The sequence below is a fragment of the Sagittula stellata E-37 genome, assembly GCF_039724765.1.
Taxonomy (GTDB): domain Bacteria; phylum Pseudomonadota; class Alphaproteobacteria; order Rhodobacterales; family Rhodobacteraceae; genus Sagittula; species Sagittula stellata.
In genome coordinates this window covers 1,807,501-1,830,821 of the sequence record NZ_CP155729.1, presented here as the reverse complement: position 1 = coordinate 1,830,821, position 23,321 = coordinate 1,807,501, and the positions used below count along the sequence as shown (strand labels likewise).

The following is a 23,321-nucleotide window of genomic DNA, read 5'->3' as shown; positions in this document are numbered from 1 at the left end:
CTGAACCGACAGAACAGCACGGCCCAGCGCGGGCCGGAACCGGAAAGGAGCCGGTCACATGGACACCATCGTGGAAGCAGACGTCAAACCGTTCATACAGGTCACCGAAGTATGGGTGCCGAAGGACGGCATTCTGGAACTGGCGGCGGGCAGCTACGGCGACCTGGCCGAGTTCGAGGAAGCCTCGCGCCGGACCAGTTTTGCCAAGGGAGAAGGTCTCCCCGGCAAGGCATGGGCCGAGCAACGCCCCGTCGTGCTGAAAGGCTTCGACGGATCGTATTTCAAGCGCACCGAGGCCGCGGCCGAAGCGGGCCTGACCGCCGCCGTGGCGATCCCGGTCTTTGCCAGAAAAGAGCTGAAGGCCGTTCTGGTCGTGCTGTGCGGCGACGACGAGAACCGCACCGGCGCCATCGAGATCTGGGCGGAACAGGACGGCTTGCTCATGCTGGACGACGGCTACTACGGCGCCGCCCGGCATTTCGAGTGGGTATCCCAGCACACGCACTTTCCAAAGGGACAGGGCCTGCCGGGCGGCGTCTGGTCGGCCCAGGCGCCGATGCTGTTCCGTGACCTGGGCTCCGGCTACCGGTTCATCCGCGCCGACAGCGCGGGCAAGGCCGGTCTGACGACAGGTCTCGGGCTGCCGATCTCCGTCCCCGGGGGCGTCACCTATGTTCTGACCCTGCTGTCCGCCCGCGGCACGCCCATCGCTCATCGTTTCGAGATGTGGGACGCCCGCGCCGAGCGTGTGGGCGCCGAACCATCGGCGGTGTTGGCCGACGGCATCTGTGCCCGCGAAGGCGCGCTCTGGACCGGAGAGGCCGAGCCCGAGAAACGGATCAAGGCGTGGCACGGGCTGATCGGACGTGCGCTGGGTACGGGTGTGCCGGTCGTCGAAAGCGGAATGCCTGCCCTGACTGCGGGCTACGACACCATGGTTGCCCTGCCGATCCACAAGGACGGCACGGTCAGCCACGTCGTCGCTTGGTACGTGTGAGAGAGGAAAGCGAGATGACACGGAAACTGGTCGTCATCGGGGCCGGCATGGCCTCGGGCCGGGCGCTGGAACACCTGCTGGAGACAGCCCCCGGCGCCTTCGAGATCACTCTGTTCAACGCAGAACCGCGTGGCAACTACAACCGCATCATGCTGTCGCCCGTGCTGTCGGGCGAGAAGAGCTTTGAAGAGATCGTCACCCACGACGACGACTGGTACGCCACGAACAACGTGCGCTGCCGGTTCGGCGAGAAGGTCCTGAAGGTCGACCGCGACCGCAAGGTCGTCGTCGGCGAGAAGGGCGAAGTGCCCTATGACACGCTGATCTTCGGAACCGGATCGGCGCCGTTCATCATTCCCCTGCCCGGGCACGATCTGCCGGGCGTGGTCGCCTATCGCGACCTCGAAGACACCAACGCGATGATCGACGTCTCGGCCACGCCGGGCGCAAAGGCCGTGGTGATCGGCGGCGGACTGCTGGGTCTGGAAGCGGCGGCTGGCCTGCGCCTGCGCGGGATGGATGTGACCGTCCTCCACATCGCCTCTCACCTGATGGAGCGGCAGCTCGACGCCGCCGCGGGCTACCTGCTGAAGAAAGACCTGGAGAAGCGCGGCATCAACGTGATCCTCGAAGCCTCCACGGAGGAGATCGTGGGCGACGGCAAGGTCGAGCGCGTCAACCTCGCCGACGGAACCGTTCTGGACGCCGACATCGTCGTCATGGCGGTGGGCATCCGCCCGGCGGTGACGCTGGCCAGGGACTCAGGCCTGGACTGCGGGCGGGCGATCAAGGTCGATGCGCAGATGCGCACCTCGGACCCGGACGTCTATGCCTTGGGCGAATGCGTGGAATTCGAAGGCAACCTCTTCGGTTTGGTCGCGCCGCTTTACGATCAGGCGAAGGTGCTGGCGGCCACGCTGACCGGCACGGACGCCGCCTTCGTCATGAAAGAGCTGTCCACCAAGCTGAAAGTGACCGGCTGCGACCTGTTCAGCGCCGGCGACTTCGCCGAGGGCGACGGCCGCGAGGACATCGTTTATCGCGACCCGGCCCGGGGTATCTACAAGCGGCTGGTGATCGAGGACGACAGGCTGATCGGCGCGGTGATGTACGGCGACACCGGCGATGCGAACTGGTTCTTCGGGCTGATCAAGGACGGCACCGACGTGTCCGACATGCGCGACACGCTGATCTTCGGACCCGCCTACCAGGGAGGCGGCTCCGCGGACCCTCTCTCAGCCGTTGCAGCCTTGCCGCTTGATGCGGAAATCTGCGGCTGCAACGGCGTTTGCAAAGGCACCATCGTCGACGCCATCGAAGGCGGCGCAACCGATCTGGGCGCCCTGCGCGCCGTGACGAAGGCCTCGGCCTCCTGCGGGACATGCACCGGCCTGGTGGAGCAACTGCTGGAGGTTTCGCTGGGCGACGCCTTCGAGAAACCCGCCGCGCAACCGATCTGCACCTGTTGCGAGCTCAGCCACGAAGACGTGCGCCGACTGATAAAGAGCCAGGAACTCAAGTCGCAGGAGGCGGTCTGGCAGGAACTCGGCTGGAAAACGGTCAACGGCTGTCACGTCTGCCGTCCGGCGGTGAACTTCTACCTGCTGGCGGACTGGCCGCTGGACTACCACGACGATCCGCAGTCGCGCTTCGTCAACGAACGCAACCACGCCAACATCCAGAAGGACGGCACCTATTCCGTCATGCCACGGATGTGGGGCGGGATGACCACGCCGGAGGAACTGATCGCCATCGCCGAGGCCGCCAAGAAGTATGACGCGACGGTCAAGGTGACGGGTGGCCAGCGGATCGACCTGCTGGGCGTCAAGAAAGAAGACCTGCCCGCGATCTGGGCCGACCTGAACGGCGCGGGCATGGTTTCGGGACACGCCTACACCAAGGGCCTTCGCACCGTGAAGACCTGTGTCGGCTCGGACTGGTGCCGGTTCGGCACGCAGGATTCCACAGGGCTGGGCATCCAGCTGGAGAAACGGCTCTGGGGGTCGTGGACACCGCACAAGGTCAAGCTGGGGGTGTCCGGCTGTCCCCGCAACTGCGCCGAGGCGACCTGCAAGGACGTGGGCATCATTTGCGTGGACAGCGGATACCAGGTCGGCGTCGCGGGCGCTGCGGGCATGGACGTGAAAGAGACCGAACGCCTGGTCGATGTGACCTCCGAAGAAGCGGCGATCGAGTGGACCGTGGCCTTCGTCCAGCTCTATCGGGAAAACGCCAAGTACCTCGACCGGCCCTACAAGTGGGTGGCGAAGGTCGGGCTCGAATGGGTCAAGGACGTCCTCTCTGACGAGGCCGAACGCAAGGCACTTGTCGAACGCTTCGATGTCTCGCAATCGGTCTACCAGACCGATCCTTGGGCGGAACGCGCCGACCCTGAAGCGGCCCGCATGTTCCAGCCTCTGGCGGACCTTTCGCTGAAAGCGGCGGAATGACGTGCGCGCTCCGGTCCCGGGCCGGGGCGCCAGTTTGGAATGACCCGGCCTGGCCGGGCGTGATGTGCCCGAGGGCACGGTGATCGAAAGGGGTCTGAACATGAGCTGGATCGATATAGGAGCGCTCGCGGACGTGCCGGTGCGTGGCGCGCGGCTGGTCAGGACCGCCAAGGGTTGCGTCGCGGTGTTCCGCACCGACGAGGCAACGGTCTTCGCCACCGCGGATGCCTGCCCGCACAAGGGCGGCCCGCTGTCCGAGGGCATCGTGCACGGCCAGAAGGTGACCTGCCCGCTGCACAACCGGGTCTTCGACCTGAACACCGGGCGGGCACAGGGAGGCGATTCCGAACAGGTGGCGACCTACCGGTTGCGTGTCGAGGAGGGCCGCATCCTGCTGGACACCACCGCCCTCTCCCGGAGGACAGCCGCATGACGCATGCCGCGCCAGTCCCGCAGGCCGAAGGCGCTGTCGCCGGACCGGTGCGTTCCACCTGCCCCTACTGCGGTGTCGGGTGCGGCGTCCTGCTGTCTCCGGACGGCGCGGGCGGCGTCACCGTCAAGGGCGATCCGGACCACCCGGCCAACATGGGTCGGTTGTGCTCCAAGGGATCGGCCCTTGGCGAAACCGTAGGCCTCGGCCATCGGCTGATGAAGCCACGCGTGGGTGGCGTCGACACTGATTGGGATGAGACACTGCAACTCGTCGCCGACAGATTTCGCGAAACCGTCGAGGCGCACGGTCCGGACAGCGTGGCCTTCTACGTCTCCGGCCAGCTGCTGTCCGAGGACTATTACGTCGCCAACAAGCTGATGAAAGGCTTCATCGGCTCGGCGAACATCGACACGAATTCAAGGTTGTGCATGGCGTCGACCGTGGCCGGGCACAAACGCGCATTCGGCACCGACACCGTGCCGCAAACCTACGAGGATATCGAGGAGGCCGACCTTGTCGTTCTGGTTGGCTCAAACCTCGCATGGTGCCATCCCGTGCTTTACCAGCGCCTGATCGCGGCGCGAAAGGCAAAGGGCACCCGGCTGATCGTCATCGATCCGCGCCGCACGGCCAGTTGCGACGGCGCCGACCTGCACCTGATGCTTGAGCCGGGCAGCGACGTGGCGCTGTTCAACCACCTCTTCGCCGCGCTTTACGAAAACGGGATGCTGGACGCCGCCTACCTTCCCAACACCTCGGGTTTCAACGCAACCCTTGCCTCTGCCACGTCGGACGACGTGTCGGTGACCGGGCTGGACCCGCGCGACATCGACCGGTTCTGCCGCATGTGGATGGGGACCGAGAAGGTCGTCACCATCTTCAGCCAGGGCGTGAACCAGTCGTCGTCGGGCACCGACAAGGTCAACGCCATCCTGAACTGCCATCTCGCCACGGGCCGGATCGGCAAGCCCGGCTGCGGGCCGCTGTCGGTGACCGGTCAGCCCAACGCTATGGGCGGCCGCGAGGTTGGGGGGCTTGCCAACATGCTGGCCTGCCACCTGGACCTGGAAAACTGCGACCACCGCTCTGCCGTGCGCAATTTCTGGGAGGCGCCACATGCCCCGGACAAAGCCGGGCTCAAGGCCGTCGACATGTTCAGCGCCGTGGGCGACGGCCGGATCAAGGCACTGTGGATCATCCACACCAACCCCGCCGTCTCCATGCCAGACGCCGACCGCGTGCGCGACGCCATTCGCGACTGCCCCTTCACCGTAGTCAGCGACATCACCGACAGGACGGATACCGCGCGACTGGCGGACGTGATCCTGCCCGCCACCGCATGGGCAGAGAAGGACGGCACAGTCACCAACTCCGACCGCACGATCTCTCGTCAGCGGGCGGTTCTGCCCGCCCCGGGTGAGGCACGCCCTGACTGGGCCATTGTTGCGGAAGTCGGGCAGCGGATGGGCTGGGAGGCGGCCTTCGACTACGATAGCGCGCTGGAGATTTTCCGCGAGTATGCCACGCTGTCCGGGATCGCGGGCAGGTTCGGCAAGGACTTCGACATCTCCGGGCTCTCGCAACTGGATGCCGAAGGATACGACCGGATGCGCCCGGTGCGCTGGCCGGTCACCGCCACCCGCGAGGGTGGGCGCTTCTTTGCGGACGGCCAGTTCTTCCACCCCGATGGCCGGGCGCGGCTGGTTCCTGTCACGTGGCGCGCGCCCGCCACACGGACAGAACCCCGGTATCCCTTCCGGTTGAACACAGGGCGGGTGCGGGACCAGTGGCACACGATGACGCGCACGGCGCTGTCGCCACGCCTTGCCGCGCATCTGGCCGAACCGTTTCTGGAAATCCACCCGGAGGACGCCCGTGTCCTTGGGATCGGAGCGGCGGATCTTGTCGAAGCCGAAAGCCCGCACGGCCAGGCCATACTGCGGGCCCGGATCACCGACGCAGTTCAACCCGGCCAGGTCTTCGCACCGATGCATTGGACCGGAGAGACCGCCCCTGCCGCACGCATCGACGCCGTGGTGGCGCCGGTGGTGGATCCGGTTTCGGGCCAGCCGGAAAGCAAGGCGTCGGTGGTAAAACTCACCAGGATGGGTGCCGCGTGGTACGCCTTTGCCGTCTCGGCAGGGCCCTTCAACCCAACGTCGGCCTACTGGGCGCGCTCCGTCACGCGGGCCGGTCACCGTGCGGAACTGGCGGGCTACACCGCGCCAGATGACTGGGAGGCAGAGGCACGCCGTCTGTTCGGCCTGCCCGACGCCGAGGTGGCCGTGATGGCCGATCCGGGCCGGGGCACCGCGCGCCTGGCTTTTCGCGAAGCTGGTCGGCTGGTGGCGGCGATCTTCGTCTCGCCAGAGCCGGTCGCCGTGATGCGCGACTACCTGGCCACCATGCCCGAGGTTCCGGACCTGAGCCTTCTCAGCGGTCGCGCCCCGGCGGACCGGCCCGACCCCGGCCCGATCCTGTGCTCCTGTTTCGATGTCGGTGTGAACACGATCCTGCGCGGGATCGAGGAACAGGGCCTGATGACCGTCGATGCCATCGGCGCGGCCTTGCAGGCAGGCACCAACTGTGGCTCCTGTCGTCCGGAACTGGCCGCACTGCTCGCGGCTGCACGGTCGAAGGAAGCCGCCGAGTGAGCTTGTCCGAGCATGTCAGGACATTGGGGCGCGGCCCCGGACGGTCCCGGTCGCTGACCGAGGCAGAGGCGTTCGACGCTATGTCGCTCATGTTGCGTGGCGCGGAACCGCAGGCCGTGGGCGCCTGCCTGATGCTGATGCGGATGAAGGGCGAGACGGCGGAGGAAATCGCAGGCTTTGCCCGCGCCGCGCAGGAAGCGCTGCCGCCCCTGCCCTGCACCGATCTCGACTGGCCGTCCTACGCTGCGGGCCGGACACGCGGATTGCCATGGTTCCTGCTCTCGGCCAGGCTGATCGCGTCCTCTGGCCGCCGGGTGATGCTGCATGGCTGGAACGGTTCGGACAGCGCCGTGCGCGATGGACTGGATACTCTCGGGATCTCCGTGGTGCGCAAACCGGGGGACGCCGCGGCTGCGCTGGACAGGGACGGCATCGTTTACCTGCCGCTGGAAGACCTCCACCCCGCGCTCTTCGCCTTGCTCGACCTGCGCAAGGTGTTCGGGTTGCGGTCCTGCGTGAACACGGTCTGCCGGATGCTCAACCCTGGCCGGGCCGGTGCCAGCGTCCAGGGCGTCTTCCATCCGCCATATCGCCTGTTGCAGCAGGATGCCGCCGCACTGATGGGCTGGCGGCAAATGACCGTCATCAAGGGCGGCGGCGGTGAGTTCGAACGCCACCCCGGTAAAATCATCGAAGGCTTCGGGCTGCGCTACGGCAGCCGCTGGGAGGAAAACCTGCCTGCCCTCGTCCATGACAGCCGCCGTCTCGCAGACCTGCACCTGCCCTCAAGCGCGCTTCTGGACCTCTGGGAGCGGGACGAGGGGCCGGACTTCGCGCGGCAGATGGTTCTGGGAACCGCAGCTTTGGCGCTCCGAACACTTGGGAAAGACGACACCGTTGACACGCTCTGGGCCAACCGTCATGCGCCACGCGCATCGCTTGCCCATGCTGCACACGGCATACGCAATTAAGAACGACACGACCTTACCTTGGGCGGTATGCAAAGCGCTCGGGCGCAGATATGCTGACCGGGCTTGCCGTGGGATCGTGGAGCCGTGATGACCGACGCAAAGACCGAGGATGGCCAGAATCCGGCACGCAATCTCGGACAGGTGGACGATTCATTCTACCTGATCGGAATAGGTGCGTCTGCCGGTGGCCTCGACGCCATCAAGCAAGTAATTTCGCAAGTCCCCGAGAACTTTCCGCACAGCTTCGTCATCGTCCAGCACATCTCGCCGGACTACAAATCGCTGATGGCCGAGATCCTCGGTCGTTCGACGACCCTGCCATTGTGCGAGGTCACTGACAACATGCCCGTCGAACGCGGCTGCATCTACCTGATCCCACCAAGGTCGAACATCGTCATCCAGGGCACGCGGGGCGACAGCAGCCCCCGGCTGGAAGACGGCGTCGAGGAGATGCAGGGCAACAAGGGGCTGCGCTTTTCGCTCGTGGAGCCGTCTCCCCGTCCGGCACTCAATCTGCCCATCGACATCTTCTTCATCTCGCTGGCCGAGGCGGTGGGCGGACGCGGTATCTCCATCGTGCTGTCGGGCACAGGTTCTGACGGCAGCCGCGGCATCAGGGCAGTCAAGAGCAACGACGGCTTCGTGCTCGTGCAGGAGCCGAAGACCGCCGGCTTCGACGGCATGCCCCGCACCGCCATCGCCACCGGGATGGTAGACATGGTTCTGTCGCCCGACGACATGATCGAGGAAATAACGCGCTACATCGAGATGCGCGACAAGGGGATCATCGACGTCGGCGAGATGTTCTCGAAGGACACAGCGACCTACAAGAAGATCGTCGCGCTGGTGAGCGAGCAATCGGAGATCGACTTTACCCGCTACAAGGAACCGACCCTGAAGCGCCGCATCGCCCGGCGGCTGGCGTTGAAGGGCCACGACAGCCCCGAAGCCTATCTGGCCGAACTCAGGGACGACACCGCGGAGGTGAATGTGCTTTCCCGGGAATTCCTGGTCGGGGTCACCAACTTCTTCCGCGACCTCCCGGTGTGGCAAGCGTTCCAGGAAAAGATCCTCGAAGATATGTTCGCCAGCGGCAACACCGATCAGCCGCTGCGGATCTGGTCCGTCGGCTGTTCGACCGGGGAAGAAGCCTATTCCGCAGCGATGATGCTGGAAGACTACCGTGCGGCCAACGGCATCTCGCGCGACTTCCGCGTCTACGCCACAGACGTCAACGAAGCGGCCATCGCCGTGGCAAAACAAGGTGTCTATCCAGAAGAGACCAGCGAGGAAATACCCGACGACCTCTTGCAGAAGGGATACGTCGAGTTCCGGTCAGGCGTATTCCGTATCGTGCCAGCGATCCGAAACCGCGTGGTGTTCGCTGTTCACAACGTGGCGGAAGATCCCCCCTACACGCAGACGGACCTCATCATCTGCCGCAACCTGCTGATTTACCTGAGCCCGGATGTACAGGCGAAAGTCATAACGCATTTCTCCTTCTCGCTCCGCAAGGACGCCATCCTCATGCTGGGCGCGGCCGAGTCTCCGGGTCAGCATGGGGCGATGTTCCAGCCGCTGATCGGCAAGCTGCGCATCTTCCGCAACCGACGCGTGGCCGAGAACCGGCGCGGCAAGGAACAGGCGAACTACGCGCTGACGACCTCGGTGCCGATGCCGCGCGTGAGGCGGCTGAGTTACCGCGACCAGACGCCGGAGGACGACTTGCAGCGGTTGCTGACCGGCATGCTGGAGAGCAACGGCGCGGTAATCTGCGTCGTGGACGAGAACGCCCGGATGATAAAGACCTTCGGCGACGTCTCTCCGGTTTTGCATTTCCCGACGGGCGGCTTCTCTGCCCACCTGCTTGACCTGATCGACGAACGGCTGCGCAGCCCGGTCATGCTGGCGATCCGACGCGCGGAGGCAGAGGGCGTCTCGGAGCGGCGTGACCTGCGCATGACGTTGTCCGACCAGCAGTCGCAGACCGTGAATCTCGTGGCACGCAAGATCACTTGGCAGGCCCACACGGTCGCCTATGCCGTCCAGTTCAACATCCGGACCGAAGAACTGCCGAAACACCCCTTGGCCGGTGTCGACAGCAGCGGGATGCCGCGCGACGCCTATGTCGCCCATCTCGAAAGCGAAGTGCGCTCCCTTCAGGACATGCTGAGCGCGACGGCGGAGGATCTTGGTGCCTCGAACGAAGAACTGCAGACCACCAACGAAGAACTGACCGCCGCCAACGAGGAACTGCAGGCGAACAACGAGGAAACGCAGTCCATCAACGAGGAACTGCACACGGTCAACGCCGAACATGCCGAACGGATTTCCGATCTGGAGGCAGCGACGGCGGACATCGAGAACCTTCTTGCCACTGCGGATGTGGGGATCGTGGTGTTGTCGAACAGCCTGCGGGTCCGCCGGTACAGTGCCGGCCTAGCACCGTTCATGGATCTCGGCCCGCGGGACGTCGACCGGCCGCTGGACAATGTCACGACCACGCTGACACCGGACTCCATGACATTGCTGGCCGACGACGCACGTATCGCCCTCGAAACCAAGGAGGAAAGCGGACGCGAACTGCGCCGCAAAGACGGAGGATGGGTCCGCGTGCGGACGCGTCCGTTCTATGGCCCCGACGAAACGCCGCGCGGTGTCGTCTGTTCGATGCAGGACGTCACCAGCCTGAAGCTTCTTGAACTTGAGGTCACCGACCAGCGCGAGCGCATCGAGACCATGCTGGAAAGCGAGGTAGAAGGTGTCTTCGACTGGCAGAGCGCGCCCGGCCCCAGCTACCTCAGTCCGCGGTTCCGTGCGATGCTGGGCTATGGCGAGACGGAAGTGCCCGACCGACTGGACGCCTGGCTCGACCTGGTGCACCCGGACGATCTTGCCGCAGCCCGCGCCGCGCTGGAAACGCACCTCATGTCGCGCAACCGCGAAACGCCGCTGAACATCGACTTGCGCTGCCGCCGAAGGGACGGGTCCTATGCCGACGTTCAGGTCAGGGGCCGTGGCATGGAGTGGTCGGATCGTGCGCGCCCGGCAAGGGTGGTGGGTGTGATCGCGGACATCTCGCAGCTCCGCGCGCGGGAGGAAAGCGTCAAGCGGCAGGACGAGGCCGCCCGTCGCTTCGTCCGTGTGGCGACGCTGGAATGGAACGCCCTTCTGGGCGCGCTGCGGCAGGTCACGGACACACTGGACGAAACGAAGCAGGACGTGGCGTTCCAGCGCCTGAACCGCCTGTCCGGCCTCATGCAACGCCGCATGCAGTCGACGCTCGACTTCTGGGACGTGGAGCCCGGGGACCTGACCATCGAAAGTCAGGATCTTACTGCACTGGCACATGCCGCAGCGGGCGCGCTAAGGACAGAGATCATGGGCACGGAGCTGAAATTCGAGATCGGGGACCTACCCGCCATCAAAGGCAGCCGCGCCCTGCTCACCGAGATGTTCGAGACGCTGCTTCGCATCGCGTTGGAAGTCCGCAAGACCGCCAAGCCGTCGACGATCAGGCTGTCACAAATTGAGGATACCGCCAACGAAGGTGCCGTGGTGATCCAGATGCTTTGTCCTGCCCCCGATGTCACGCCGGAAAGTGTCGGCGCGCCAGGACTGGCCACCGGTTCTGCCAGCGACAGCTCTGCCTCAGACTACGGGCTGGAGTTCTGCAAGCGTGTCGCCGCGTTACACGGCGGGGTTCTATCGGTCAGTTATCCGGACCCGGCCGACATGGTAGTCACGATTTCACTGAACGCGGATCATGCACCCTGACCGGGTGGCCGGCAAAGAGCGGGACATGATGACGGAGGAGGTTTGAACAATGCCAAATTCATTCGCATCCGTGCGCCTCTTGGTCGTGGATGACTTCCCCGAGGATCGCGAACAGATCGCCGATCTGGCGCAGAGCATCGGCATCGAGACTGTGCTTGAGGCCGAGCGATCCGAGAGCGCGCTCGAAGAGATCCGCAAGGGCACGGTCGATTGCGTGATGGTCGATCACCGGCTGGATGGCGAGGACGGCCTTGACCTCGTGGACGAGATCCACAAGCACTGGCCGAGGCTGCCAATCATCGTATTGTCGGGACAGGGCAACGAAAAAGTTGCCGCTGCGGCGCTCAGGGGCGGAGCACTGCGCTATATGCCAAAACGGGGCATGGACGCGGGCGCCCTTCGGTCCGCAATAGACAACGCGATGCGATGGGCACGCCACTTCGCAGCCCGTCCGTCTCCCTGAGGGCGTCACACGGACAATATGCGGCACGCAAACTGGATAGGCGCCTGGAAGATGACAGGAACATGACGGCAGGCCGCACAGACCCGGACAAAGACTGTCCGGTCGTCAGCCCCGCCGGTCCGAGGAAGGGCGGCCCATTCTTCCTGATTGCCGTTGGTGCCTCTGGCCAACACACGGATGCCCTGATCCGCCTTCTCGACTCCGCACCCGCCAGTTTCACACCCAGCTTCATCATCGCGACGACCGATGACGGCATCGATGCCGTAGCTCTCACGGAAAAGCTGGATGCCAACTGCAAGCTGACTGTCCAGCAGGTTGCGACGGGCACAGAGGTGGTGCCCGGACGCGTCTTCGTATGCCCCCCCGGCGCAACGGTACGCGTGGTGACGGATACCTCCAGTGTCGACGGTCCACCGGATTTCCGGTTCGAGATCCAGAACGACACGATGACACCGGGTCCGAACAGTGCGCTCGACACACTTCTGAGCAGCGTCGCCGCCACATTCGGCGAATTCGCCGTCGGTATCTTGCTGTCCGGTTTGGGAAACGACGGCGGCCTGGGCCTGCGCGAGATCAAGCGCCGGGACGGTTTTGTGATGCTGGAGGAAGACACGGGATCGAAGGAATTCACGCCCCGGTCGTTGATGTTAAGCGGATTGGTCGACCGGATCGGCCGGCCAGAAAAGATGCTGGACGCGCTGGCGCAAGTGATGGCCCTCCGCCGCACCTTTGTCGACGAGGCAAGCGTCCTGCTGCATCCCTACCGCGAGTCGTTCGAGAGGCTCCTGCAGGTTGTTACGGGCACGTCCCAGATTGACTTCACGCGGTTCAAACGCCCTGCCCTGCAGCGGCGCATCCTGCGTCGCATGGCACTGTGCAAGTGCGAGACATTGCCGGAATATATTTCCTACATCTCGCGCAGCTGGGAAGAGGTCGGCATTCTTCAGAACGAGTTCCTCGTTGGTGTCACGAGTTTCTTCCGAGACCCCGACACTTGGGAAGCACTGGTGGACGTCCTGCTGCCAAGACTGTTCCGCGACGATGCAGGCAGCGGACGGCAGGTGAAAATCTGGTGCGCGGCCTGTTCGACGGGCGAAGAGGCCTATAGCCTCGCCCTTGTCTGCCACGACTACCGGATGCGCCACGGGCTGGAACGCGATTTCCGCATCTATGCGACCGACCTCAAGGTCTCGTCTCTGGACGAGGCGAAGCGGGGCATCTACCCCCACGCGGCACTGGCGGAGATCCCGTCGCGGTACGTGCGCCCCGAACTGCTGACCATCAAGGGCAACACCTTCGAGTTCGACCCGCTGCTGCAGCGGCAGGTGGTGTTTTCGCGCCATGACATGATCAAGGACCAGCCGTTCACACAATGCGACCTGATCGTCTGCCGAAACGCGCTGATCTACTACAACCAAGAGACGCAGAAACTTCTGCTGGACCGCTTCTCGGGCGCGCTTCGTCCGGGCGGCGCCCTGTTTCTTGGCGCACCCGAGATCAGCACCGCGCATGGTTCGGCGTTTCGCCCCATGCGCGGGACGAACCGCTTTCTCGAAAACACGCGTGAGGAACGGATAGACGAAGCCGAAAGGGCGTTGCCCCCTCGTGCCGAACGGAACGAGGCCGAGCAGGGGCGCCGCCTGTCCCATCTGCGTCAGGACAGTGTGGCATCGGAGGTGATCGCGGAGATGCCGGACATCCTGCGCCACCTCGGCGCGGCGGTCTTTGTCCTGAACGAGGATGGCGAGATACAGCGAACCTTCGGCAACTATGACCGCTTCGTCAAAATGCCGCGCGCCCGCACGTTTTCCTCGAACCTGCTCGACCTTATGCCCGAGGCGTTGTCGGTCAACGTGGCGCTCCTGATGCGCAAGGCGGCAGCGGCGGGCAAGGCCAAGATGCCGCCCATGGAGATCGGCGAGGATGTACCGCCCCGGCAGGTCGAGGGCCTGTGCCAAATCACCAGCTCTTCCGACGACCAGACAACATACATCGTGACGCTCAACGAGCGCGCCGATACGGCAGCGGCAGACCAAGGCACCGGCACAGACGACGCCACGCAGACCAACGGTCCCGACGCCACGGATCAAGCACTCCTGAAGGCCGAGATCGCCTCTTTGCACGACAAGCTTGCAGCGACGTTCCAGGACCTGCAGGATATCTACGCCGAACGGCAGGTGATGGAGGCCCGTCTGAGGCAGGCAGAGGACGAACTCGCGGATTCCCAACAGGAGATCGGCAACCTGACCCGCGAGCTGCACTCCGTGCGGTCCGGATCCGGCGCTCCGGACGACTTTGCGGATTTCCTCTTCGGAGAGGTCGCCGACGTCCTGACTCAGCTCGATCTCGGCGTGGCTTTCGTGACCCGCCAGTTGCGTCTGACGCAGTTCAATGAAACCTTCGGGCAACTCCTTTCGCTGGGAGCGAAGCACCTAGGGCGGCAAATCGACGAGCTGACCCACCATTTGCCGCAGGCGGACCGGCAGGCGTTCAACAAAGCGTTGCTGCAATCGGCACTTCATGAAAAGCCCGCCGTGTTCGATGTCGAAGGGCGAGACGGGCTGCGTTACAAGGTCCACGCCCGCCCTCTTTCGGACCTGACAACCATGGGTGACGGCGTCGTACTGCTGACAAGCCCGCTTCCGTCCTGACACTCGGCGCAGGCACCAGGGACGCCACGTAGATCAGCCCAGGACCGGAAGCTCTGCGCAGCCTGTCCAAAACATTCGGAAACTGGCGACCATCTTCAGGTAACCGTCGAAGTTACGGGGCTTGCGGATGTAGGCGTTGGCGCCGGTTACATAGCTCTCGATGACATCGCTCTGGTTCGACGAACTCGACAGGACGATGACCGGTATTCGCCGCAAATGCGGATCCTGCCGCATGGTCTTCAACAACTCGAAACCCGACAACCCGGGAAGCCGCAGGTCGAGAATGATGAGAACCCTGTCCTCCCGTGCGATATCGGTCCTGTTGCGCAGTCGGACCAGTGAGTTCTCCGCCTCCTGTGCCGTGGTGCAGCGTTCGATATCCAGCCCCGCAGCGCCGTCTTGCTCGAAGGCGAAGGTCAACGCCTCGTAGTCGTCGTCATTGTCCTCGATCACGATAACATTCGGTGTACGTTTCATGATCTCCTCGCATTCGTCTCGGCAGGTTCAACCGTGTCCGCGTCAGACAAACTCTCCCAAAGAGGCAGAGTGAACGTGAACACGGTGCCGTGCCCTACCGTGCTGTCAAAGTCTATCTCTCCGCCGTAGCCTTCGACAATACGCTTGACGAAGGTCAACCCTACTCCTGTTCCGGGGCCATGATCCTGCCCAGTCTGGATCCGCCGAAAGGCCACCCAGACGGCGTCCCTGTCGCTTTCCGCAACGCCGATACCATTGTCAGCGACGCGAAACCTGCCATAACGACCGTCCGCTGCAGGACCGAGAAAGCGCAACCGGACCTCAGGCTGTTCTGCCTCGTTGTACTTCAGGCCATTTGCCAAAAGGTTCATGAAGAGGCTCCGCACGCGGCCATAATCCATGGCGACCGGCGGCAGGTCCGTCTCCAGCACGATGTGCGCCCGCCTTTCCGTATCTGCCGCCATGAGGTCATGCTCGATCTGCTTCACCACGGCAACGGGATCGGTGACGACGTCCTGCTCTTCGGACGTGCGGCCAAGCCGTGCGAATTCCAGAAGCGAATCCATCAACATCTGCTCGCGTTCGCACATCTCGACGATACGCAGTACCCGGGCGCGCGCCGCTTCGGGCAGTTCGTTTCGCAAGAGAAAGCCTGCGTTTATGGCGATTCCCCGCAACGGTTCGCGAAGATCGTGTGAGGCGATGTCGGCGAAGTTGTCCAATTCGACGTTCGACCGTTTCAGGTCCACGATAAGTCGGTCTCGCTCCGCGTTGAATTCCGCCTCGCGCCTGTGCTGCTCGGTCACGTCACGGCGCAGGATCACGTGGCGTCCGTCGCCCAGATTGTAAAGGGCGCGCCGGACGACAAGGCCGCCCATGAAAGTCACATCGCGAATGTCCGGCTCTCCGGCCTCAATCGCTTCGGTCGGTGTCACCAATTCCTCTCGCGTTATGAAGGGCATGATGCGTCGGGTGACGTCGTCCAGCGTGTCGCCTTTCGAAATCGTCAGACCGAATTGGCTGAACAGGTCACCGAATGCGGAATTGAAGAAGGTGAACCGACCGTCCGGGCCGACGATGCCAAGGTGCAGCCCGATCGTATCCAACATGGTGCTGAGCCTCTGTTGCTCGGCGCGCTCGCGTGATCTGTACAACTGCGCAATTGCAAAGCTCGCAATCACAAACATGGCGGCTGAGACAAGCAATTGGAGGCGAAGGCGCAGAAAGGCGGTCCTCTGCTCCTCGAACTCGCGGTCGACCTGCTCTGTAAACGCAAGTATGTCTTTAGCCGCCTTGTCGTCGGGCACACGAATGCGGTCGTCCAGTTCTCGTGCAGACAAGCCCTGCCCCGCCAAGGAACGCGCGCGTTCCAGCATCTCGGTATAGGTATCGAGTGTCGCGTGCAGATCGCTGAGGTTGGCGTCGAGTTCGTTCTCCTCGATCAGGGTCTCCAGCTCGTCGAGCGCCGCCAGGGCCCGCAGCATATCGTCCTGCGCAGCGGTGAAGTAACGTGTCTCGTCCGAACGGAGTACGTAGTTCTTGAAGTTGTGGATAAAGCCCACATAGCCGATCGCCCGTTCAAGACGCAACGTGGCGCTCACGACGTCGCGCGCCCTTGTCTCGATCAACGAAGCTTCCCGCCCCGACCACAGGCTGACACCCAGCAAAGCGATGAGGGCAATGCCGGATAGCAGATAGCTTTGACGCCAGGGCAACAATTGGCACTCTCCGGTTGTCGGCTTGTCCAACCCTACCACCGACGCCGCGCGTTGCTAACAGCTTCGGAAGCCGAGTTGGCAGGTTATCCAATCGGTGTGCGAATTCTGGCCGAGACCACAAGATGTACTCAGGAAGCTTGCGAATTTGTTAGTACATATTTAACGTTAGTGTGTATGACTATCGCTCCCGGGGGTGAAATGGGCGGTCTGACGCTAGAAATCGAACGCGCCCGGAACACTGGACCCAAGGAGTTCCCAGTTTCGCTCGCAATCCACCTCGACACCGATGGCGCGATCCGTTGGGTCGAACCCGATGCGCTGGACCAACTTGGCATGGGTGCAGACGCCGATCCTGCCGGAGAGTCCTTTCTTTCCTGGTGGGCCGAACCGGATGTACGCTGCGTAGCCGAGGCCCTCGACAAGGTCCGCCACGATGGCAAGGCCACGTTCGAGGCGCGGATGAACCCGGACTTCATGTCCGGTCGGCGCATCTGGAGTGTTCAGATGGGCGCTCTCCATGCCGACGGCGGCACCACGCACATCCTTGCCGTGCTGGTCGACGTCACCCGTAAAGTGGCCCGCATCGCGGAGCTGGAAGAAGAGCTGAAGCACGCACATGCCAGCAACGCCCAGCTTGTGCGTCGGCTGGAAACCAAGCGCGAACGTATCCGCATCCTGGAAAACCGCAACAGCCAGAGCGACAAGCTGCAGACCATGGGGGCTTTCGTCGCCTCGGTGGTGCACGACATGAACAATGTCCTTTCGGTGATGAAGTCAGCGCAGCGGATCGTGACCCGCAAATTGAAGGGCAGCGTCGAAACGGACCTGTTCGCCGAAGTGGACGCGTCCATCGACCGAGGCCAGTCGCTGCTGCGGCAATTGCTCGACTTTTCCCGAACCGACGACCTGCATGCGGAACTGGCGGACCCGGCGGCAATGCTGGACCGGGACAAAGGCCTGATCCAGCAGTTGATCGGCAGATCCGGCCTTCAGCTTGAGCTACCGGACGAACGCTGGCAGATCTTCTGCGAACCCGGTCGCTTTGCCGCGGTGGTCTTCAACATCGTGTCGAACGCGCACGACGCCATCGTGGACAGCGGACGTCCCGGCACTGTGACGGTCGCGGTGCGCAATGTCCCCCGCGCAGACTGCCCCACGGGTGTATTCCCCCGCGATTACGTCTGCGTGTCGATACGGGACACCGGTAAGGGCATGGTGCCCGAGGTCCTGAGCCGCATGGGTGAGCCGTTCTTCACCACGAAACCGAAGGGTAAAGGCACCGGCATCGGCATCCGGTCGGCCTATGACCTTGCCCGACGTTGCGGTGGCAAACTGGACATCGACAGCGCGCCTGACACGGGCACGGAGATCCGCATCTACCTGGCCCGCGCCGAGCTGCGGGGCGAGGTGATCGGTTCCGAAGGTGGCATTGCGGACCGGACGCTGCATGGCGACGCCCGCGTTCTCATCCTTGCCAATCCCGAAAATCTGGGTCCCGGGCTGCAGGACCTGATGACCGGACTGGGCTACGACACAGCGTTGGCCACCGACATTCTCGAAGCGCGCGAACTGGTGGTCGACGAACTGATCTACGACCTGCTCATCGTCGATCTGGATCACGTGGCAGATGTGGCGCCGTCCGTGCTCGACGCCCTTTGCGAGTACATACCCGGCTCCAAATGCATCCGTATTTCCTCGTTCCCGTCGACACCGGATGTGCCGGTGCACCTGAACAAACCGATCTCCGAGTACGCACTGTCGACTACGATGCTGGACCACCTAGACCGGCTCCCCGGAGCGTCGCTGACCGGGCATTCGCTAAGGCAGTCCGCACTGGTGCGCGAGCGTCTGCCCTCCCCCGAATTCCAGCGCGTTTTCGACATATGGCACAAGAAGGCCCAGCATGAACGCCACCTTCCGGACGGCTCACTGGTTCACGACTTGCAGATACAGATGCCCGGTAACGCCTGCCTCATTTCCTGCGACCCCAGTCCGGAGGAAGACGGCCAGCACCAGTTCCGTTTTGTCTGGGCAGGTTCCGCGCTGGAGGCAAGACTTGGGTACGGCGCCACCGGCGCCCGCCTGACGGATGCGCATGAGCGCCTGATCGGCCCGATAGCACAGCTCTATCGTCGCTGTCAGCGCGGTACTGCACTCTATTCAAGTGCGCGCGTCCTGAGCCTTTCGGACCAGCATCCAGTCAACGTCCACCGCCTGCTGCTCCCCTTGGCTGAAGGGGGCGAGCGTGTCACACATCTGTTCGGACTGGTGCATTTCCACGACGTCTCTGGTTGAGATACATAATGGAATGATAATGACCTGCCGTACGCTAGGTTTTCGACACCTGCAATAGGGCCGACGACCCAGCATAATGACCTGGCGCTAGGTTCAGGACCCATTGATTTGGTTGAGCGAGCGTGATTCACCGTTCGAAAACGAGCGGTGAACATGTCTGATCTCTACTGGTTGAGCGATGCGCAGATGGCGCGTCTGGAGCCTTACTTCCCCAAGTCGCACGGCAAGCCCCGGGTTGATGACCGGCGCGTTCTGAGCGGTATTATCTTTATCAATCGCAATGGATTGCGGTGGCGAGATGCGCCAAGGGAATACGGCCCGCACAAGACACTCTACAACCGCTGGAAGCGGTGGAGCGATAGAGGCGTCTTCGCCCGGATCATGGCCGGGCTGGCGGGCGAGCATGGTGAGGAGACGACCGTGATGATCGACGCAACTCATCTGAAGGCCCATCGCACGGCGTCCAGCCTGGGCGTGAAAAAGGGGGGCGTGGACGGCTGATTGGCCGGACGAAGGGAGGCATGAACACGAAGTTGCACGCCGTCTGCGACAGCCATGGCCGGCCCATCGACCTGTTCCTGACTGCCGGCCCCGTCAGCGACTACATCGGGGCGCGTGCGCTGGTCGGCGGGCTGCCAGACGTGAAATGGCTGCTCGGAGATCGCGGCTACGATGCCGACTGGTTCAGAGAAGCCTTGCAAGACAAGAAGATACGCCCTTGCATCCCGGGCCGGACGAAACGGAAGACGCCCGTCCCGTACGACAAGCGCAGGTACAAGCGTCGCAACCGGATCGAGATCATGTTCGGCAGGCTCAAGGATTGGAGACGGGTGGCGACCCGTTATGACCGATGCCCAAAGACCTTCTTCTCAGCGATCGCACTCGCTGCGACCGTGATCTTCTGGCTTTGAGAGAGAACGAGTCCTGACCCTAGGCGTTATTGAATTTCGACGAGTTCAGTAGCGTCCACTCCTCGCTCTGGACAGTATACCGACCGGCGCGTTCCAATTCGAAGTAGGTAAGTCATCGGGGATATCACATCAGTTAGAAACGAAAAAAGCCGCCTTTCGGCGGCTTTCTCATTTCTCTGTATCGTTTATATAGATGTTTTGGTTTTTGCTAGGTTTGGCGGTGACCTACTCTCCCACGTCTTGAGACGCAGTACCATTGGCGCGGTGGCACTTAACGGCCGGGTTCGGAATGGATCCGGGTGTTTTGCTCACGCTATGACCACCAAACCGAGTAAAAACCAAAACCCGTTGCACTTTTGGGCATGGTGGCTTTTGGAGTATTGGCTATGCCGATCCCCTGTTTCCACGCTCCCCAATTCGGGTGCAACGGTACAATCAACATCGTTTTCCAAGTCAGTACACTTTGGAAGTGTATGCTTGTGTTCCGTAACCGGTTTGAAGTTTCACCGCGACGCTGTTTGCGCCGTGTGATTTCGAACCTTGCTGTTACTGGATCAAATCAAGCCTATCGGACCATTAGTACCGGTCAACTGAATGCATTGCTGCACTTACATCTCCGGCCTATCGACGTGGTGGTCTTCCACGGTCCTCAGGGATACCTTGTTTTGAGGGGGGCTTCCCGCTTAGATGCCTTCAGCGGTTATCCTTTCCGATCATAGCTACCCAGCACTGCCGTTGGCACGACAACTGGTCCACCAGTGGATCGTTCACCCCGGTCCTCTCGTACTAGGGGCAACTCCTCTCAAGTATCCTACACCCACGGCAGATAGGGACCGAACTGTCTCACGACGTTCTAAACCCAGCTCACGTACCTCTTTAAATGGCGAACAGCCATACCCTTGGGACCTGCTCCAGCCCCAGGATGAGATGAGCCGACATCGAGGTGCCAAACACTGCCGTCGATATGGACTCTTGGGCAGTATCAGCCTGTTATCCCCGGCGTACCTTTTATCCGTTGAGCGATGGCCCTCCCACTTGGGACCACCGGATCACTATGGCCGTCTTTCGACTCTGCTCGACTTGTCAGTCTTGCAGTCAGGCTGGCTTCTGCCATTGCACTCAACGAGCGATTTCCGACCGCTCTGAGCCAACCTTCGCGCGCCTCCGTTACGCTTTAGGAGGCGACCGCCCCAGTCAAACTACCCACCACGCAGGGTCCCGGACCCGGATAACGGGTCGCGGTTAGACATCAAGCAGAACAAGGGTGGTATCTCAAGGATGACTCCACCAGGACTGGCGTCCTGGTTTCAAAGTCTACCACCTATCCTGCACATGTTGTGCCTGATGCCAGTGCGAAGCTGTAGTGAAGGTGCACGGGGTCTTTCCGTCTAACCGCGGGAAGCCTGCATCTTGACAGGCAATTCAATTTCGCTGAGTCGATGTTGGAGACAGCGGGGAAGTCGTTACGCCATTCGTGCAGGTCGGAACTTACCCGACAAGGAATTTCGCTACCTTAGGACCGTTATAGTTACGGCCGCCGTTTACCTGGGCTTCAATTCAGAGCTTGCACCCCTCCTTTTAACCTTCAGGCACCGGGCAGGCGTCAGACCCTATACGTCGTCTTGCGACTTCGCAGAGCCCTGTGTTTTTAATAAACAGTCGCCACCCCCTGGTTTGTGCCCCCGGCACTCATGTACCGGGCCTCCTTCTCGCGAACTTACGGAGGTATTTTGCCGAGTTCCTTCAACATCGTTCTCTCAAGCGCCTTGGTATTCTCTACCAGTCCACCTGTGTCGGTTTAGGGTACGGTCTCATGAAGGGCTATTTCCAGGAACTGTCTTGGATACGCCCCAATCCGATAAGGGACGCACGCCGCCACAATCCGTCACATCCTTCTGGCCCAGGAATATTAACCTGGTTCCCATCGACTACGCCTTTCGGCCTCGCCTTAGGGGCCGGCTTACCCTGCTCAGATTAGCTTTAAGCAGGAACCCTTGGACTTTCGGCGAGAGTGTCTCTCACACTCTTTGTCGCTACTCATGTCATCATTCTCGCTAGTGATCTCTCCACCGGATCGCTCACGCGCCGGCTTCACAGAAAGCACTTATGTCTGCGCTACCGCTTCGCTACTTGAGCGCGGTTGCCCGCACCGTTCATAACGACGCGATAGAAGAGACAAAGTGCTATATCACACTACGCTCCGCTACCATGCTCTCGCATCCTCAGCTTCGGCTCGTGGCTTGAGCCCCGTTACATCTTCGCCGCAGGACAACTTGATTAGACCAGTGAGCTGTTACGCTATCTTTAAAGGATGGCTGCTTCTAAGCCAACCTCCTGGTTGTTTTGGTCGTCCCACCTGCTTTCCCACTTAGCCACGAATTGGGGGCCTTAGCTGGAGGTCAGGGTTGTTTCCCTCTTCACTACGGACGTTAGCATCCGCAGTGTGTCTGCCATCTAGTACTCCCGGGTATTCGGAGTTTGGTTAGGATCAGTAAGCCTGTGGGGCCCCATTACCCATCCAGTGCTCTACCCCCCGGGGTATTCGGATGACGCTCTACCTAAATAGATTTCGCGGAGAACCAGCTATCTCCGAGTTTGATTGGCCTTTCACCCCTAGGCACAACTCATCCCGACCTTTTTCAACAGGTGTGGGTTCGGACCTCCAGTACGTGTTACCGTACCTTCATCCTGGTCATGCCTAGATCACTCGGTTTCGGGTCTGATCCATCTAACTCGACGCCCTATTAAGACTCGCTTTCGCTGCGCCTACACCTAACGGCTTAAGCTTGCTAGATAGACCAAGTCGATGACCCATTATACAAAAGGTACGCCGTCACAAGACTGGACACTGATGACAACCGCTATCTGGTTGGAATGCTCACGTGGAACGCAACTGTCTCGATCCCGGGGTTGTTGTCGTAGATCCCCGCATTCGAGCGGTGATCGTAGCTGAGGCCGAAGCGCCAGCCCTTCCGGTTTTCGTATCCCAGCTCGATCCCGGAACGGAACTCTATCGGTCCGCCGAGGTCGTATCCGCCGTTATCGAAGTAGAGACCAGGCATCGCGTGCAGTTCGGCAAACAGCGGAGAGTTTCCGAAGTTCACCGTGTAGGTCTGGCCAAACCCGATCCAGGTTTCGCCTTCTTCGCCAACCGAGAGACCGATGGCCTCTCCGAACGGCCCGCGTTTGTGGGGCAGATCGTAGCGAAGGTAGACCTCCGACGCAGGCTGTGCCTGTCGTTCCAAAACCTCGCCGGCCGAGATCATCAGCCGCGGCGTCGCAGGCGACGTCCCGAGGCATCCGTTGGCCGTACCGCAGTGGTTCATGCCCATGTCGGTCAGACCGAGCACCAGCATCAATACTGCGAAGGTTCCGTCAGCCATGTTCGTATCTCCCTGATCTTCAAGGAGGTCATGGCCCAGATTGTCATTAGAGTCCAGTCAAGCTCCGACTGATTGTAGGCGTTCGGTTTCAGGTACTGTTTCACTCCCCTCGTCGGGGTGCTTTTCACCTTTCCCTCACGG

Annotated in this window: 12 protein-coding genes and 2 rRNA genes (1 of these 14 running past the window's edge); 10 read left to right on the top strand and 4 right to left on the bottom strand. The window is 62.2% G+C overall.

All coding sequences use genetic code 11. The features are described 5' to 3' along the window. The first annotated feature begins 58 nt into the window (after positions 1-58). From ABFK29_RS08715 to ABFK29_RS08680, 8 genes are all read left to right on the top strand, one after another. A complete protein-coding gene (locus tag ABFK29_RS08715) occupies positions 59-997 on the top strand; it encodes a GAF domain-containing protein (RefSeq protein WP_005857095.1) in 939 nt (312 codons plus the stop codon). 14 nt (positions 998-1,011) lie between these two features. Then, positions 1,012-3,447 (top strand): nitrite reductase large subunit NirB, encoded by a 2,436-nt coding sequence (gene nirB, locus ABFK29_RS08710; protein ID WP_040604280.1) that lies wholly within the window; start codon positions 1,012-1,014, stop codon positions 3,445-3,447. Between the two features lie 100 nt (positions 3,448-3,547). Continuing rightward, entirely contained in the window at positions 3,548-3,880 is a 333-nt protein-coding gene (nirD, locus tag ABFK29_RS08705; protein WP_040604336.1) for a nitrite reductase small subunit NirD, read from the top strand. After that, entirely contained in the window at positions 3,877-6,534 is a 2,658-nt protein-coding gene (locus ABFK29_RS08700) for a nitrate reductase (protein ID WP_005857089.1), read from the top strand. The genes nirD and ABFK29_RS08700 overlap by 4 nt, the downstream gene beginning before the upstream one ends. Next, positions 6,531-7,505 (top strand): glycosyl transferase family protein, encoded by a 975-nt coding sequence (locus ABFK29_RS08695; RefSeq protein WP_040604279.1) that lies wholly within the window; start codon positions 6,531-6,533, stop codon positions 7,503-7,505. The genes ABFK29_RS08700 and ABFK29_RS08695 overlap by 4 nt, the downstream gene beginning before the upstream one ends. 87 nt (positions 7,506-7,592) lie before the next feature. Beyond that, positions 7,593-11,282, top strand: a complete 3,690-nt coding sequence (locus ABFK29_RS08690) for a chemotaxis protein CheB (protein ID WP_005857085.1) — start codon at positions 7,593-7,595, stop codon at positions 11,280-11,282. 49 nt (positions 11,283-11,331) lie between these two features. Continuing rightward, entirely contained in the window at positions 11,332-11,745 is a 414-nt protein-coding gene (locus ABFK29_RS08685; RefSeq protein WP_050772373.1) for a response regulator, read from the top strand. A 62-nt stretch (positions 11,746-11,807) separates the two neighbouring features. After that, positions 11,808-14,396, top strand: coding sequence for a CheR family methyltransferase (locus tag ABFK29_RS08680; RefSeq protein ID WP_005857082.1), 2,589 nt, complete (start codon positions 11,808-11,810; stop codon positions 14,394-14,396). Positions 14,397-14,429: 33 nt separating this feature from the next. Here the strand turns inward: ABFK29_RS08680 and ABFK29_RS08675 are convergent, their stop codons facing one another. Then, positions 14,430-14,873, bottom strand: coding sequence for a response regulator (locus ABFK29_RS08675; protein WP_005857080.1), 444 nt, complete (start codon positions 14,871-14,873; stop codon positions 14,430-14,432). Beyond that, on the bottom strand, positions 14,870-16,621 hold the full coding sequence (locus ABFK29_RS08670) for a sensor histidine kinase (protein ID WP_005857078.1): 1,752 nt from the start codon (positions 16,619-16,621) through the stop codon (positions 14,870-14,872). The genes ABFK29_RS08675 and ABFK29_RS08670 overlap by 4 nt, the downstream gene beginning before the upstream one ends. A gap of 144 nt (positions 16,622-16,765) precedes the next feature. Between ABFK29_RS08670 and ABFK29_RS08665 the strand changes: the two genes are divergently transcribed. Beyond that, positions 16,766-18,886 carry an ATP-binding protein gene (locus ABFK29_RS08665; protein WP_083803422.1) on the top strand — a complete coding sequence of 707 codons (2,121 nt, stop codon included), beginning with the start codon at positions 16,766-16,768 and terminating at the stop codon, positions 18,884-18,886. Positions 18,887-19,039: 153 nt separating this feature from the next. Further along, positions 19,040-19,797, top strand: a protein-coding gene (locus ABFK29_RS08660; RefSeq protein ID WP_085983406.1) for an IS5 family transposase whose coding sequence is annotated in 2 segments (ribosomal slippage) — positions 19,040-19,361 and positions 19,361-19,797 — 759 coding nt in all. Because the reading frame shifts where the segments join, the coding sequence is not laid out codon by codon here. Between the two features lie 212 nt (positions 19,798-20,009). Here ABFK29_RS08660 and rrf read toward each other — a convergent pair. Both rrf and ABFK29_RS08650 read right to left on the bottom strand, forming a co-directional pair. After that, positions 20,010-20,124 (bottom strand): 5S ribosomal RNA (gene rrf, locus ABFK29_RS08655). A 228-nt stretch (positions 20,125-20,352) separates the two neighbouring features. After that, a 23S ribosomal RNA gene (locus ABFK29_RS08650) occupies positions 20,353-23,321 on the bottom strand (it continues 479 nt past the right edge of the window).

What these genes read in the sequence shown, in the direction of transcription:
- ABFK29_RS08685 (WP_050772373.1), top strand. Translation starts at nt 11,332, where the DNA reads ATGCCAAATTCATTCGCATCCGTGCGCCTCTTGGTCGTGGATGACTTC.
- nirB (WP_040604280.1), top strand. Translation starts at nt 1,012, where the DNA reads ATGACACGGAAACTGGTCGTCATCGGGGCCGGCATGGCCTCGGGCCGG.
- ABFK29_RS08690 (WP_005857085.1), top strand. Translation starts at nt 7,593, where the DNA reads ATGACCGACGCAAAGACCGAGGATGGCCAGAATCCGGCACGCAATCTC.
- ABFK29_RS08715 (WP_005857095.1), top strand. Translation starts at nt 59, where the DNA reads ATGGACACCATCGTGGAAGCAGACGTCAAACCGTTCATACAGGTCACC.
- nirD (WP_040604336.1), top strand. Translation starts at nt 3,548, where the DNA reads ATGAGCTGGATCGATATAGGAGCGCTCGCGGACGTGCCGGTGCGTGGC.
- ABFK29_RS08675 (WP_005857080.1), bottom strand. Translation starts at nt 14,873, where the DNA reads ATGAAACGTACACCGAATGTTATCGTGATCGAGGACAATGACGACGAC.
- ABFK29_RS08665 (WP_083803422.1), top strand. Translation starts at nt 16,766, where the DNA reads ATGACTATCGCTCCCGGGGGTGAAATGGGCGGTCTGACGCTAGAAATC.
- ABFK29_RS08700 (WP_005857089.1), top strand. Translation starts at nt 3,877, where the DNA reads ATGACGCATGCCGCGCCAGTCCCGCAGGCCGAAGGCGCTGTCGCCGGA.
- ABFK29_RS08680 (WP_005857082.1), top strand. Translation starts at nt 11,808, where the DNA reads ATGACGGCAGGCCGCACAGACCCGGACAAAGACTGTCCGGTCGTCAGC.